Raw genomic sequence first — 13,992 nt, forward strand, 5'->3', positions numbered from 1 at the left:
GAAGGATTTTCAAAGATGCAGAGGAAAAAGGATAAACAAGACGAAACAAGGAGGAGTGAAACGATGGAATTGAAAACGTCCGACGTCGCTGCTCGCCTTGGTGTATCGCCGAAAACGATCCAGCGCTGGGTGCGCAAATACGACATTCCGTTGCGGAGAAACGAGGCCGGCCACTACTTGTTTGATGAAAAAACGGTCGCCTTGCTCGAACGGGTTAAATTTGAACAAGGCGCCGCCATGGAAGCGCCGCCAGAAGCAACACCCGAAGCACCGCCGGCCTCTAGCCGTTCTTCCACAACGCCGCCAAACGTTCCCATTCACGCTCTGTTCCAAGAATATATCGAACCGGAAATGGACCGCGTCTCCTCGCGTTTGGATGAACTCGAGCAACAATTGGAACAAAAAGCGGATGATGTTGTCTCCATTCAACTGTTGCATCACCGTCAAGAAATGGAGGAAATCGCCGCCCGCCTCGCCGTGCTGGAGCAAACGGTCGCCCGTCTTGAACAGCAGTTGAACACCCGGCCCCCATCCCCGCATGAACCGCCGAAAGAAGCGAAACGAAAACGGCGCGGCTTTAGGCGCGTGATGGGGCTGTTTGCCTGACGGGTTTCATGCAGGTTGGACCGAAAAGATCGTCGCCCTTTCAAGAAAAGATGATCGATCATTTTGTGAAGGTGTTTCACGCGTATATGATGGTGGTCATAAACGGTGCACCATTGGGCGTTGGGACACTTTCTTTTTTTATGGCTGTTCATCCTAAAGTTGTCCTGGACGGTTTCCAATTATGTCTTACTCACGCGCATAAAGAAAAATCAGTCCATCCATGTTTGAGCTATATAGCGGATCCAAAAACGCCTTGCTTGTCAAGTACGTGTTGTGGTGATAAGCCTTTTTGTTTTTCTTCTTCACTATTTCTTTACGATTTTTTTATTCTCTTTTAATCGCAGCGGTTTATAATGGATCATGTTGTGCAATCTTCCCGTATGGGAAAGGAGGGCGCGCGAGATGGAACAAAGAGAACGAAAAGCGGTCGCCATCGCGTTCATCGTATTGGCTCTCTACCTTTCTCCGCTGTACATGTTAGGCGAACACGCCCATATTCGCGTGCACGACAATATGGATTCGAACATCGCCTGGTATCGCGTGCTCGTTCGCAGCGGCCAACTATTTGGCCCAATCGATGCCGTCATCCCGCAAGTGATCAACGGGTTGCCGCGCAACGCCTTCGGCACAGAATTCAGCGGCATCGTGTGGCTGCACGCTTTGTTTCCCTCCATGGTGGCGTACGCGCTCAGCCAGACGATCACGAGGGTATTCGCCTTTTTGGGTATGTATTGGCTGCTCAGGCGCCACTTTTTGCCTTCACCGGAATCATGGCTCATTCGCGTCGGGGCGGCGCTTGCTTTTGCGCTGACACCGTTTTGGCCGTCCGGCATGTTAAGCACGCTCGGCATGCCGCTGGCGCTTTGGGCGTTTCTGTCGATCCGCAACGGAGAAGCGACATGGAAAGAATGGCTTGCGATCATCTTGCTTCCGTTTTACGCCAGCTTTGTGCTCGGATTTTTCTTTTTCCTCGCCGCGATGGCGGCGGTGTGGCTGTTTGACGGCGTTGTCCGCAAGCAGTGGAACAAGCGGTTTTTCGCCGCGATCGCCCTGATGACAGGCTTGTTTTTGGCCATCGAGTACCGCCTCGTGTACTCGCTTGTCTTCAGCGGCGAACCGACGAGCCGGAACGAGTTCCTCTCCTCGCGGCTCAGCTTCGTCCACTGCCTTCGGTTGACGTTGAAAAACTATGTGCTCGGCCATACACATGTGATGACCGTCCATGGGCCGATCATCTTGCCGGTGCTTTGGGCGGCGTTTTTTCTCGTTTTGCGCCGCCGTCAGCGCGGGCCATTGGAGCGGCGCTTCCTTTTGCTGTTTTGGTTGAACATCGCCTTATCGGCTTGGTATGCGTTTTGGTTTTACAAAGGGTGGCAGCCGCTGAAAGAACGGATTTCCCTTTTGAATACGTTCAATTTCGCCCGCTTCCATTTTTTGCGGCCGATGGTCATTTACGTCGATTTTGCCTTGGCCTTGCAAATCTTAGCCAAGGAACGGACCGCATGGCGGCGCCTCGTGCCGATCGCCTTGGCGCTGCAGCTGCTTTTGCTTGGCGGGTTTAACGAGGAAATCCGCTATCGCCTCGCTGGCACGCCGTCGTTCGAGCAGTTTTATTCCGAACATTTATTTACCAAAATCAAGCAATACATCGGCAAGCCGGTATCGTCCTACCGCGTCGCCAGCGTTGGGCTTCACCCGGCCATCGCTCAATACAACGGGTTTTATACGCTCGATACGTACAACAATTTTTACCCGTTATCGTATAAGCGGAAGTTTCGCCGCATCATTGCGAAAGAACTGGATAAAAGCCCGGTGTTGAAAGATTATTTCGATCATTGGGGCAACCGCGTCTATTTGTTTTCGGCAGAGCTCGGGAAACATTACATGTTCACGAAACGCTCGCATAAGGTCATCCGTCATTTCGAGATCGACACCAAGGCGTTCAAACAGCTTGGCGGCAAGTACATTTTTTCCTCCGTCCCGATCGAAAACGCCCGCGACATCCATCTCCGCTTCTTGCGGGCGTTCACCGATCGACAGTCAATCTGGAAAATTTATGTATACGAAGTGGAGTGAAAAGGAGGCAAGAAACATGGTGGACAAACCATTGTTAGCCATCGTCGTCCCATGCTACAACGAAGAAGAAGTGCTGCCGGAAACGGCCCGGCGGCTGACCGCTTTGCTTGAGCAGCTGCTCGAAGAAGGAGCAATCGCCATCGGCAGCCATATCGTGTTTGTCGACGACGGCAGCCGCGACCGGACATGGGCGCTCATTGAAGAAGAAAGCGAGCGAAATCCTTTCGTGGCGGGCATCAAGCTCGCGCGCAACGTCGGCCATCAGCGGGCGCTGCTCGCTGGGCTCGAAACCGTTCGCGCGTACGCCGATTGCGCCGTGTCCATTGACGCCGATTTGCAAGACGATGTGGAGGCGATCCGCGAATTTGTGCAAAAATACCGCGAAGGATATGACATCGTGTATGGCGTGCGGCGGAGCCGAAAGACAGACACGTGGTTCAAGCGTACGACCGCCCAAGCCTTTTATCGGTTCATGAGGGCCATCGGAATCGAGCTGATTTACAACCACGCCGATTTCCGTCTGATGAGCAAGCGGGCGCTCGATGAACTGAGCCGTTACACGGAAGTCAATCTCTTTTTGCGCGGGTTGGTTCCGCTCGTGGGCTTCCGCTCGACGTGCGTCTTTTACGACCGGCATGAGCGGTGGGCTGGACAGTCGAAATACCCACTCAAAAAGATGCTCGCCTTCGCCTTTGACGGCATCACGTCCTTAAGCGTCGCACCGATTCGCGCCATTACGCTCATCGGTTTTTTGGCCTTTCTCGCGAGCGGTGCGGCCGGGCTGTACGCCCTCATCAGCAAACTTCTCGGGCACGCCGAATCAGGCTGGACGTCGCTCATGATCTCCATTTGGTTCATCGGCGGTCTGGTGCTCATGAGCCTCGGCCTCATCGGGGAATACATCGGCAAAATTTATCAAGAGGTGAAACGGCGGCCGCGGTTTGCGGTCGAAAAAACCGTGCAGCTGCCGCTTCCATCAGAAAGGGAGAAAACACCAGCCCGCCTGTAGGAAGGCATAGGTGATCCAAAACCGAAAAGGTCGGACGGATCAATCGGATCCGCTTGAACATCTCCTGCTTTCACTTGCGGCCTGGCAGCAGCCTCCTTCGATTCGATATAGATGCAACGAAGAAGTTTAACATATCCTTGACGGAAAAGTGGTTTGTCCATTTTCGACTGTCGAAGGCAAGCCTGTGGCTTGGAAGATCGAACAACGACTCGCTTCACAGACCCATTCATGGGTCTGGAAGCGGCGTTGTTCGGTCACTCGACAGTCGGATGCAATCACTGGTAAAAACGAAAAATGGTAAAGCTTTAAATTGCATCTATAGAGATGATAAAAAGAAAGGGTGTCCCAGAAAGATCGGGACACCCTTTCTGATTACCGTATATAGCATCAATCGTCCTCGGCTCGCTTACGACGGAAACAACACGCCAAGCGCTTTTTTCAGCTGCACATCATGGTTCGGATCGCGGACGGCTTCCATGATTTTCGTTTGCAGCACATCCGCCGTCGTCTCATCGATTCGTCCCGTAACCGGCAGCTGATTCGCTTTTTGGAACGCTTGAACGGCTTGTTCGGTTTCTTTGCTGAAGTAGCCGTCCGTGCGGCCCAGGTTGAAGCCAAGCCCTTTGAGCATTTTTTGCGCATTGGCGATTTGCTCGTCGTTCATGTCATACCGAAGCGGTTTTTCCACATGAAGCGGAGCGACGTGGAAATAATCCGGCTGCGCCACCGCGACATCCGGCTTGATCCCTTTTTTATGGATCCAATGCCCGTCCGGCGTCAGCCATTTGTACAACGTCAATTTGATGTTGCTGCCGTCGCCCATCGGAATCGCCTGCTGCACTGTGCCTTTGCCGAACGTCGTCTCGCCGACCAGCTTGTAGCCGCCCGCTTCCTTCAGCGCCCCCGCCAAAATTTCCGACGCGGATGCGCTTCCTTTGTCGATGAGCACCACGATCGGGTATGGCTTTTTCGCCGTTAAATCGGAATAAAACTTTTGCCGATCGCCATCGCGTTCTTCAATTTGCACATATGGTTTGCCTTTCGGGATGAGCTGTTTCAAAATTTCCTCAACGCTTTGCAAATAGCCGCCCGGGTTGCCGCGCACATCGATGATCAAGCCATCAATATGTTCGGCTTCAAGCTTCGCCAGTTTCTTTTTGAAATCGGCGGCCGTGTTTTCCGAAAACGACGTAATTTGCAAATAGCCTGCCTTTTTGCCGTTGTATGTTTTGATCGAGTCATACACCGTCTGAATCGGAATTTCGTCGCGGACGACTTTGACTTTCATCACGTTTTTGACGCCGGGGCGCAAAATGTCAAGCTCCACCGTTGTTCCTTTCTTGCCGCGGATTTTCAATACCGCTTCATATAAATCAAGCCCTTCCAGGCTTTCTCCGTTGACGCGCAAAATTTGATCGTTCGGCTTCAGACCCGCTTTTTCCGCCGGCGAGTTTTTGATCGGAGCAACGATCGTCACCTTGCCATCGATCATGCTCACTTCGGCGCCGATCCCCTCAAACGACGAGTCGAGCGACTCGTTGAACTGCTCCGTCGTTTCCGCATCCATGTAGACGGAATACGGGTCATGGAGCGTGTTGATCATACCTTGAATGGCGCCTTCCGTCAGTTTTTCTTCATCCACTTTCTCCACGTACCGATTCTTAATGAGCTCATAAGCTTGCCGGATTTTTTTCATCTCTTCGCTGTCGTTCGTCGACTTGGACGGCTCATTCGAAACAATCGTCGAAAGCGAGCCTTCCATCGGGCGGTCCGCCAACTGAAGGCCAGCGTACGTCCCTCCCGCCCCAATGAGCATCGATATGGCCATCAATGCGGCCGTCGTCGATTTTTTCACGTTGCTTCCTCCTCACCCTATGCTTGACCTTCCCCACCGCTTGCTGCGGTGCGAGAAGGGGGCTTTCTCCTCGCTCCTCCGTCAGTGAAGCAAATGAACATCCCTTCCGCCCCAACGCTGACGGCTTTTGCAAAACACGAAAAGGAAAAGCACCGCCTCACGCCGTGCCATGCCTTTATCTTCATCATATGTTGGGCTTGTACCGAGTATGCTAGTGCGTTGCCCATCCTTTACTAGTTTACACGCTCCTTGTTGATTTCTCAACTCATACAGAGCGGAAAAAAGAGGCACCCCTCGCCCTTGGCGGCGAACGATGCCTCTTTTTGATTCGTCTTCTTGGCACGATCTAGAATGGAAGCCAAACCAATGAGCCGGACAAAAACGAAACGCTTTCACCCCTCTTTTGGCAAGTCGATGAGCATCAACCGCGATCCTTTGTTCGTTGCGAGGCGAAGAACCGGCGTTTCCGTAATGCGGGCCGCGTCGCGCCGCTCGAGATGGGCCTCGCCGTTTAACGTCAAATCCCCCAATGACAAAGACAAAGATGTTCCGCCCTTCCGGCTGGGTAAACGTCAGCTCATGCCCGGCTTCCAAATCGGAAAGATAAATCGTCAAATCTTGATGAATGTGAGCAATCCCCGGGGAGGACGGGTGTTTCGCGACAATCGGCAGCAGCACATTTTTCATCTTCTCAACCGGGAATTCGGTCCGCTCGTACGACGGCGTGAGCCCATGCTCTTCCGGCAAAAACCATAGCTGCAAAAAGTTCACCTCTTCCGTCGCCGACGGGTTCACTTCCGAATGGACGATGCCGGTGCCGGCCGACATCCGCTGCACGCCGCCGAACGTTGTCACCGCCTTATGTCCGGTGCTGTCTTCATGTTGCAAATAGCCTTTCAGCACGATTGACACAATTTCCATCTCCCGGTGCGGGTGAGCGCCAAAACCGGCAAGCGGCGCAACGAAATCGTCGTTTAACACCCTTAGCGGGCCAAACTGGATGTTGCTCGGGTCATAATACTCGCCAAACGAAAAACTATGATATGTTTTCAGCCACCCGTAATCAGCATGATATCGGGACGACGCCCGGTCGATGCGGATCATCTTGTTCCTCTCCTTCATTTATCGAAATAGAGCACCAAGAGCATGCTTCTTTGATACGGCGATCGCCATAGCGATCATAGTCATGTGATATATACGATGCGGATCATGAAAAATCTAGAATGCTGGTGATTCAACAGGAAATGCGGTTCAATCATGTCGCTTCTCAAACGGAGGAGCCTTATATATAAATGTTGCTCTTCCCTCCACTCAAGAATCATCGATATTAGGGGAAATGGACGTTTTTCACCGGCCTCCTTGGAAGGCTAGCCAGCATGAAGTTCTACATCAATTTGATTGATTCTAAAATCTCGGATTCGAGATTATTATAGAAAAAACCGTTTTGCCTGTCAACTTTGGAACGGATGAAAAATAGGACAAGCGGTAATGTTTCACATAATCACCTCACCTAAAGGATCAACCGTGCACGATCGTACAAGGCCAAGTGAATCGGAACGTTGGGCCGGCATTTCGTTATGAATAGAGAAGCGCGCCGCCAAACGGACCGCTCCCCATTAAGCGTCGTTGCAAGTAGCCATGAGTTCCAACCTCTTGATAACGGTCCGCGAAGCGGCGGCCCAATTCGAAGGCCTCATCCCGCGCAGCACGACAGTTTCGAAACATCTTGGTCAAACGTAAGCGCCGCCAGCTTCAGCCCCTCCGCCATCGTTAAATACGGAGCCAACGTGCGGCGAAGGTCGTCGATCGTTAATCCGAATTGAATCGCCAACGTCGCAGCGTAAATGACCTCGCCGGCATTGGCCGCGACGATGTGGGCGCCTAGCAGCTTGCCCGTACGGGCCTCAGCGACAAGTTTCAACACCCCCGTTGTTTCCCGATTGACGATCGCGCGCGGCACCGCCTCAAGCGGCAGGACGGACGTTTTCACGTCATACCCGTTTTCTTTCGCCCGCTGTTCGGTCAACCCGACAGTGGCGATGGCCGGATGGGTGAACGTCACCGCCGGAACGACGGCCGTATCCCAGCGCTTGTTCAGCCCGCCGACGGCATTGGCCGCGGCAACGGCTCCCTGATAGGCCGCGACATAGACGAACTGCGGGCCGAGCGTGACATCGCCTGCCGCATAAATCGACGGGTTCGTCGTCCGTGTGTATTCGTCGATCAAAATTTCCCCGCGCGCCCCGACTTCCACACCGGCTGCTGGCAAGTTCAACGCCGCCGTATTCGGCGTTCTCCCGGCAGCCACGAGCAATTCGTCCGCTTCGATGACCCGGGTGCGGCTGTCTACATTCACATACACGTTTTTCGTATTCCCGTCTTGTTCGACCCGTTCAAACGAAGCGCCGGTGATGATGCGGATGCCTTGTTCCGTGAGCGCCCGCGCCACCGCTTCGGAAATTTCCGGGTCATACTCTTTCAGCAGGCGTGGGCTTCGCTGCATCAACGTCACTTCCGAGCCGAGATGGTGGAACAGTTGTCCCAACTCCATCCCGATGTAGCCGGCGCCGATGACGGCGAGCCGCTTCGGCACCTTTTTCAGCTCGAGCAACGTCGTGCTGGTCAAGTAGTCGACATCATGAAGCCCCGGAATATCCGGCACAGCCGGGGAAGCGCCTGTCGCGATCAAAAACCGTTTCGCCGACAGCGTTTGGCCGTTCACTTCAATCGTTTGGTGCCCAACAAATCGGGCTTCCCCTTGGATGAAATCGAACCCATACTCTCCGATCAAGTCTGCATATTTCGCTTGGCGAAGCTGCTCGACCAGCTCATTTTTTTGCTTCACTAACGGCGCCAAATCAACCGGACCAGCGGATGTATGCAGGCCGAGAAACGGATGATTTCGCGCCAACGCATGGATTTCACCAGCCCGAAGCAATGTCTTTGACGGCACGCAGCCGATATTGACGCACGTCCCCCGACCGTGCCACGTTCGACCATCGCCACTTTCGCCCCGTATTTCACCGCTTCGATCGCCGAGGAAAACGCCGCCCCGCCGGAACCGATGACGATGTAGTCATACTCTCCCTCGCCATCGATGACAGATCTGGCTGTCACGGCGATCTCCTCGGCTTCCCCCGGCTCGTAATGGGCGTTTTTGACCGCTTGTCTCGCCATGTCAACGTCCGTGCCCTCAGGCAGCGCGAATACCGCTTCACCGCGCCGGAAGCTGACGTCAATCTGCTGGGCCCCGATCTCCTCCAGCGCTTTGGCGACATGTTGTTCACAACCCGTGCATGTCATGCCTTGGACCGTCATTCGGTATGTTTTCATGGTAAAAAAACACTCCTTATCAACAAATGTCTCTTTCCTATTTTGTTCAGATCCTCGATGATGAAACCTATATCACTCATCCTCATGATTCGTTCGGAAGGGGACACAGCACACCTCATGGCCGTTTCCCGTTTTCCCTAGAAGGCCGGTGATTTAGTGAAAAATCTCGGAAAATGGACTTTTTTCTCAAATAGAGAAGTCTTGCAAAATCAACGCTTCTCTTTCGGCCGAAAACAATGGGTTCGGCGAAATCAGTCGTTTTTCACCAGCCTCCTAGGCCGCAGCTTTCCTTTTCACCTGATCGCATTGGCTTTCGCTTTCCAAACATCATCATCAGCGAAAAGAAAAACAAAACCGTAAACAAGCCGATGGCAAGGCTTTGGTGTCGGATCCAATACGCACCGGCCGATGTTCCGGCCAACAGCGGCAGAATAACCGCCAGATGGCACGGGCAGCTGAGCAGTGCCAGCACGGCCCAAAACGATTTTTTGACCATTCCATCGTTCTCCCTCCTTGCGATGACGGGGTGGGGGGTTCCCGTCTTTGCTCAACATTATAAACGATGGACTAAGGTACAGAGTCAAGGGGGATGTGGTGCGGCCAAACCATTTCCTTGATGTCCAATCAATCAAAAAATACGCAACTTGTCCTGCCAAAAGACAGACAAGTTGCGCCATGCCACCTACCGTTCGAAATTAGAAAGGAATATAGTCAAGCGGATTGACCGCATTCGTTTTCGCCTCGTTCCAGCCGCCGCGATGCAGTTCAAAATGAAGATGCGGACCGGTCGAATGACCGGTATTGCCCATGTAGCCAATCATTTGTCCTTTACGGACGTGCTGCCCTTCGCCAACAAGACGCGCTTCTAAATGAGCATACACGGTCGTATAGGTTTGCCCATTCATCACATGGCTGATGAAAATGACGTTGCCGTAGCTACTAGAATAGTAGGAGCGGAACACAATGCCGTCCGCTGCAGCGACAACCGGCACAACGGGAGCTCGCTTGCCGATGTCGACCCCTGGATGGAAGTCCGTGCCGCCAAACCGGTAGCCAAAGCCCGAGGTGATCGGTCCGTTGGCCGGCCGGGTAAACGCCCCGCTCGAGACGGGCGGCGTGCTGCCGCCGGATGGCGTTTCTCCTGATGACGCTCCTCCACCGTTTGGCGAGGCATATGTACGTCCTCTCTGTTTCGCTTCTTCTTCGGCCCGTTTTTGCCGTTCGAGTTCGGCAAGCTGCTCTTTCACCGCCGCTTCTTGTTTGGCGATCAGTTCTTTTTCTTCTTCAAGCGCCATCTTATGATCATGCTCTTCTTCCTCTTTTTGCTTCAAATCGGCCATCAGGCGATTTTTTTGTTCCAGCTGGCCGGCCAGCTCGGCCTGCAGCTGCTTCAATTCTTGCAAATCCGCTTGCAGCTTGTTCCGCTTCTCCGTCAATTCGGCTTCCTTTTTCTCTTTTAACGCTTTATCGGCTTCCTGCTCGCGGATGATTTGCTGGTCCGCTTCCATGATCGTCGTCACGGCGCTCATCCGGTCAATGAAGTCGCTGAAGCTTTGCGCGCCGAGCAACACTTCCAAGTAGCTGATCGCTCCGCCGCTTTCCTGCAAGGAACGAAGCCGCTCCTTCAAAATTTCATTCCGCTTTTCAATCCGTTCTTGAATTTCGGCAATTTCTTGTTTCAATTGGTCAATGGCCTGCTCCGTTTGGTCAATATCGGCGCTGACGCTACGGATTTTGCCGCTCGTTTCCTCAATGGCCATGTTCAGCTTTTCCATATCGTTGGCGACTTGTTTTTGCTGCGACTGAAGGGCTTCGATGTTTTTTTGCGCCTCGCTGATTTTTTCCTGCACCTCTGACCGTTTCGAACGAAGCGCGTCGATCTCGCCTCGCTTTTGTTCGATATCACGAGTGCTGACCGCATCCGCCGCCGGCGGCAGAACGCCAAGGCCGAGCGCCGCGGCGACCGCGAGCGCCATCATGTTTTTCTTTTTCATCGCTTTCCCCTCTCCCTATGATTCTTATACTTTCAAAAACTTGCGCACGGACATGACGCTTCCCCAAATGCCGATGCCCGCGCCGATCACCAAGAGCAGTGCGCTCAACTGCCACATAAACGGCGAAAACGGAAGAAGTTCAAAAAACGGCAAGGAAACGCGCTGTTCATACACTTGATACACGTTGTAGTACACGATCGAAAGCGCCGCGATCGGGAAGAGAGCGCCAAGCATTCCAAGCCATAACCCTTCCAAAAAGAACGGCCAGCGGATAAACCCGTTCGTCGCCCCGACAAGCCGCATAATTTCAATTTCGCGGCGGCGGGCGAAAATCGTAACTTTGATCGTGTTGGAAATGAGAAACATCGCCGTAAACAACAATCCGAGAATGAGCACGAGCCCCACGTTGCGCGCCACTTTCAGCGCGTCAAACAGCTTCTCGACCGTCCCTTGGCCATAATTGACTTTATGGACGAACGGCAATGTTTCGATTTGTTTGGCGATTTTCACCGTATCTTGCGGATGGGCCGCTTTCACGACGTATACATCGCTCAACGGATTGTCCTGTTCAAATAAGCGGAACGACGAGCCTTCATCCCCCATGCTTTTGATCAGCCGCTTCAGCTCTTCGTCCTTCGATGAATAGCGCACTTCCTTCACGTTTGGAATGGCTTCAATTTGCCGGCGCAAAGCGTCTTTTTGCCGGCTGTCGGCCGTCAGCTCGATATGGACGCGAATTTCGACATCGTTTTCGACTTTTTGGGCAAAATGGTTGATGTTGAACATGACGACAAAAAAGACGCCGACAAGCAAAAGCGTCACCGTGACGGCGCTCGCGGAGGCAAACGTCATCCAGCCGTTGCGGCCAAGGCTTTTGATGCTTTCCCGGACGTGGCGCTTAAACGTATGAAGCGTCATAGCCGTATTCCCCTTCGCCTCGTCGCGGACGATTTTCCCGTTTTCGATGGCGATGACGCGCCGCCGGGTCGCGTTGACAATCTCTTTGTTGTGGGTCGCCATCACAATCGTCGTTCCCCGGTCGTTGATTTTTTCAAACAGCTCCACAATGCCCCATGAGGTTTCCGGGTCCAAGTTTCCTGTTGGTTCATCGGCAATCACGATCTTCGGGGAGTTGACGATTGAGCGGGCGATGGAGACGCGCTGCTGTTCGCCCCCGGACAGTTCGTTCGGATAAGAGCGGATTTTATGCTTGAGGCCGACTAAGTCGAGTACTTCCATCACTTTTTTGCGGATCACTTTCGGCGATTCTTCAATGACTTCCAAGGCAAAGGCAACGTTTTCGTAAACGTTGAGCTTCGGAAGCAACTTGAAATCTTGGAACACAACACCGATATGGCGGCGCAAAAGAGGGACTTTGCTGTCTTTGAGTTTGGCAAGGTTGACGCCGTTGACCATAATGGTCCCGCTCGTCGGCTTTTCCTCGCGGTACATCATCTTAATAAACGTCGACTTCCCAGCTCCGCTGGGTCCAACGACATAGACGAATTCTCCTTGCTTGATGCGGACGTTGATGCCGTTTAACGCCACAACGCCGTTTGGATACGTTTTGTATACATCTTGCATTTCAATCATCATCATCACCTATTTTCGACTTCCCTGTTGCCATTTCTCGAGCTGTTTCGAATGAATCTTGCAAAATTCCGCAAGGATTATTATAACACGATTTTCTATTGTCGAATTTTACATTTATATTTCAAATGGGGAACAATGGAGAAACTAGGATAAAAGATGCAAAAACAGAAAACACCGCCCCGTTCTTAAGCGAACAAGGCGGTGCACCTTCCTTGAATGAAACGATCTTTTCCTTTCAAAGAGTCAGAAACATCCGTCCATTATTTTTTCGCAGCCAGCCATTCCGCCACTTTGTCGACGTCTTCCCCTTTAATGATTCCTGCCGGCATCGCGCCGCGGCCGTTGGCGATAATGTTTTTAATTTCATCTTTGGAATACTTGCTTCCAACCTTTTGCAAGTTCGGGCCGACCCCGCCCGACAGGTCTTGTCCATGACAGGACGCACAGTTTTGTTTAAAAATTTGCTCGGCAGCCGCTGCTGTATCCCTCCGCCGTTGCTGCCGCCGTTTTTCTCCCCGGCATTGTCCCCGCCACCGCCGCACGCGGCAAGCGCGAGCGAAACGCCAAGGAACATCGCAGCCAATTTCCATTTCATGGCGAACTCCCCCAGAAAACAAAAATTTCATTCTCCTTTATTATAACCGATTTCTTCCGCTTTACGTACGTTGAAATCCTTCGCCGAGCACCTCAGCGGCGTTCGCAACGATGACAAACGCTGTCGGATCAATGGTTCGGACCAATTGTTTCAATTTCGTGAACTCCGATTGCGCGACGACGCACATCAACACCGGCCGCTCATGTTCCGTGTAACCGCCATACGCGGGCAAGCGCGTCACTCCGCGGTCGATTTCGTGCAAAATGGCGCGGCGCACTTTTTCTTCTTCATTCGTAATAATAAGAGCGATTTTCGAATACCCAAGCCCGACTTGGACGAGGTCGATCGTTTTGCTCGTCACATACAACGCGATCAACGCATAGAGCGCCCGTTCAATATCAAACACAAACGCCGCGGTCAACACGATCAAGCCATCGATCAAAATGACGCACATGCCAAGCGACAGCCCGGTATATTTATGGATGATTTGCGCGGCCAAATCGGTGCCGCCGGTCGACGCCCGGCCGCGGAAGACAACGCCGAGGCCAAGCCCGACGCCGATGCCGCCAAAGATCGCGCCAAGAAGCGGATTCGTCGTCGCCGGCTCCATCTCTTTCGTCAAATAGACGACCAGCGGCAAAAACACCGTCCCGACAAACGTTTTCACGCCAAACTGCCGGCCCAAAAGCACAACGCCAGCGATAAAGAGCGGAATGTTGAGCGCCCATTGGACGTAGGCAGGCTGAATGCCAAACAACGCGTGCATAATCGTGCTGATGCCGCTAACTCCGCCCGAGGCGATCCGGTTCGGCAGCAAAAACACGTTAAACGCCACAGCGACGATCGCCGCGCCGATCAGAACATACGCATACTCCAAAGCCGCCTCCACCGCAGGAGGCATGGTCTTCTCTCTTCGCTTCCGCATGCTTCC

At 53.0% G+C, this 13,992-nt stretch carries 8 protein-coding genes and 4 pseudogenes; 3 read left to right on the plus strand and 9 right to left on the minus strand.

What is annotated here, in order from left to right:
- Window positions 1-63 precede the first annotated feature (63 nt).
- From A0V43_RS13350 to A0V43_RS13360, 3 genes are all read left to right on the plus strand, one after another.
- The gene (locus tag A0V43_RS13350) at window positions 64-606 is read left to right on the plus strand and encodes a MerR family transcriptional regulator (protein WP_015375808.1); all 543 of its coding nucleotides are present in this window, start codon (window positions 64-66) and stop codon (window positions 604-606) included.
- A 402-nt stretch (window positions 607-1,008) separates the two neighbouring features.
- The gene (locus A0V43_RS13355) at window positions 1,009-2,682 is read left to right on the plus strand and encodes a DUF6044 family protein (protein ID WP_063193302.1); all 1,674 of its coding nucleotides are present in this window, start codon (window positions 1,009-1,011) and stop codon (window positions 2,680-2,682) included.
- Between the two features lie 16 nt (window positions 2,683-2,698).
- Window positions 2,699-3,691, plus strand: coding sequence for a glycosyltransferase family 2 protein (locus A0V43_RS13360; RefSeq protein WP_063193303.1), 993 nt, complete (start codon window positions 2,699-2,701; stop codon window positions 3,689-3,691).
- Window positions 3,692-4,097: 406 nt separating this feature from the next.
- Here A0V43_RS13360 and A0V43_RS13365 read toward each other — a convergent pair whose 3' ends face one another.
- The 9 genes and pseudogenes from A0V43_RS13365 to A0V43_RS13410 all read right to left on the minus strand — a co-directional run bounded on the left by A0V43_RS13365 (window position 4,098) and on the right by A0V43_RS13410 (window position 13,986).
- The gene (locus tag A0V43_RS13365) at window positions 4,098-5,546 is read right to left on the minus strand and encodes a S41 family peptidase (RefSeq protein ID WP_063193304.1); all 1,449 of its coding nucleotides are present in this window, start codon (window positions 5,544-5,546) and stop codon (window positions 4,098-4,100) included.
- Window positions 5,547-5,938: 392 nt separating this feature from the next.
- Window positions 5,939-6,650: pseudogene (locus tag A0V43_RS13375) on the minus strand (pirin family protein).
- A gap of 589 nt (window positions 6,651-7,239) precedes the next feature.
- A pseudogene (gene merA / locus A0V43_RS13380) lies at window positions 7,240-8,879 on the minus strand (mercury(II) reductase).
- A 262-nt stretch (window positions 8,880-9,141) separates the two neighbouring features.
- Window positions 9,142-9,375: a transporter gene (locus A0V43_RS13385; protein WP_063193305.1), complete on the minus strand. Its 234-nt coding sequence runs from the start codon at window positions 9,373-9,375 to the stop codon at window positions 9,142-9,144.
- Between the two features lie 199 nt (window positions 9,376-9,574).
- Complete coding sequence (locus tag A0V43_RS13390; RefSeq protein ID WP_063193306.1) at window positions 9,575-10,873, minus strand: murein hydrolase activator EnvC family protein; 1,299 nt, start codon at window positions 10,871-10,873, stop codon at window positions 9,575-9,577.
- Between the two features lie 24 nt (window positions 10,874-10,897).
- Entirely contained in the window at window positions 10,898-11,791 is an 894-nt protein-coding gene (gene ftsX / locus A0V43_RS13395; protein ID WP_063193307.1) for a permease-like cell division protein FtsX, read from the minus strand.
- A pseudogene (ftsE, locus tag A0V43_RS13400) lies at window positions 11,772-12,466 on the minus strand (cell division ATP-binding protein FtsE). The gene ftsX and the pseudogene ftsE overlap by 20 nt, the downstream one beginning before the upstream one ends.
- Before the next feature lie 260 nt (window positions 12,467-12,726).
- A pseudogene (gene cccB / locus A0V43_RS13405) lies at window positions 12,727-13,061 on the minus strand (cytochrome c551).
- A 61-nt stretch (window positions 13,062-13,122) separates the two neighbouring features.
- Window positions 13,123-13,986, minus strand: coding sequence for a YitT family protein (locus tag A0V43_RS13410; protein WP_013146413.1), 864 nt, complete (start codon window positions 13,984-13,986; stop codon window positions 13,123-13,125).
- Window positions 13,987-13,992: the final 6 nt, after the last annotated feature.

Origin of the sequence: Geobacillus sp. JS12, assembly GCF_001592395.1 — a bacterium.
Lineage (GTDB): Bacteria > Bacillota > Bacilli > Bacillales > Anoxybacillaceae > Geobacillus > Geobacillus zalihae.

What these genes read in the sequence shown, in the direction of transcription:
- A0V43_RS13350 (WP_015375808.1), top strand. Translation starts at nt 64, where the DNA reads ATGGAATTGAAAACGTCCGACGTCGCTGCTCGCCTTGGTGTATCGCCG.
- A0V43_RS13355 (WP_063193302.1), top strand. Translation starts at nt 1,009, where the DNA reads ATGGAACAAAGAGAACGAAAAGCGGTCGCCATCGCGTTCATCGTATTG.
- A0V43_RS13360 (WP_063193303.1), top strand. Translation starts at nt 2,699, where the DNA reads ATGGTGGACAAACCATTGTTAGCCATCGTCGTCCCATGCTACAACGAA.
- A0V43_RS13385 (WP_063193305.1), bottom strand. Translation starts at nt 9,375, where the DNA reads ATGGTCAAAAAATCGTTTTGGGCCGTGCTGGCACTGCTCAGCTGCCCG.
- A0V43_RS13390 (WP_063193306.1), bottom strand. Translation starts at nt 10,873, where the DNA reads ATGAAAAAGAAAAACATGATGGCGCTCGCGGTCGCCGCGGCGCTCGGC.
- ftsX (WP_063193307.1), bottom strand. Translation starts at nt 11,791, where the DNA reads ATGACGCTTCATACGTTTAAGCGCCACGTCCGGGAAAGCATCAAAAGC.
- A0V43_RS13410 (WP_013146413.1), bottom strand. Translation starts at nt 13,986, where the DNA reads ATGCGGAAGCGAAGAGAGAAGACCATGCCTCCTGCGGTGGAGGCGGCT.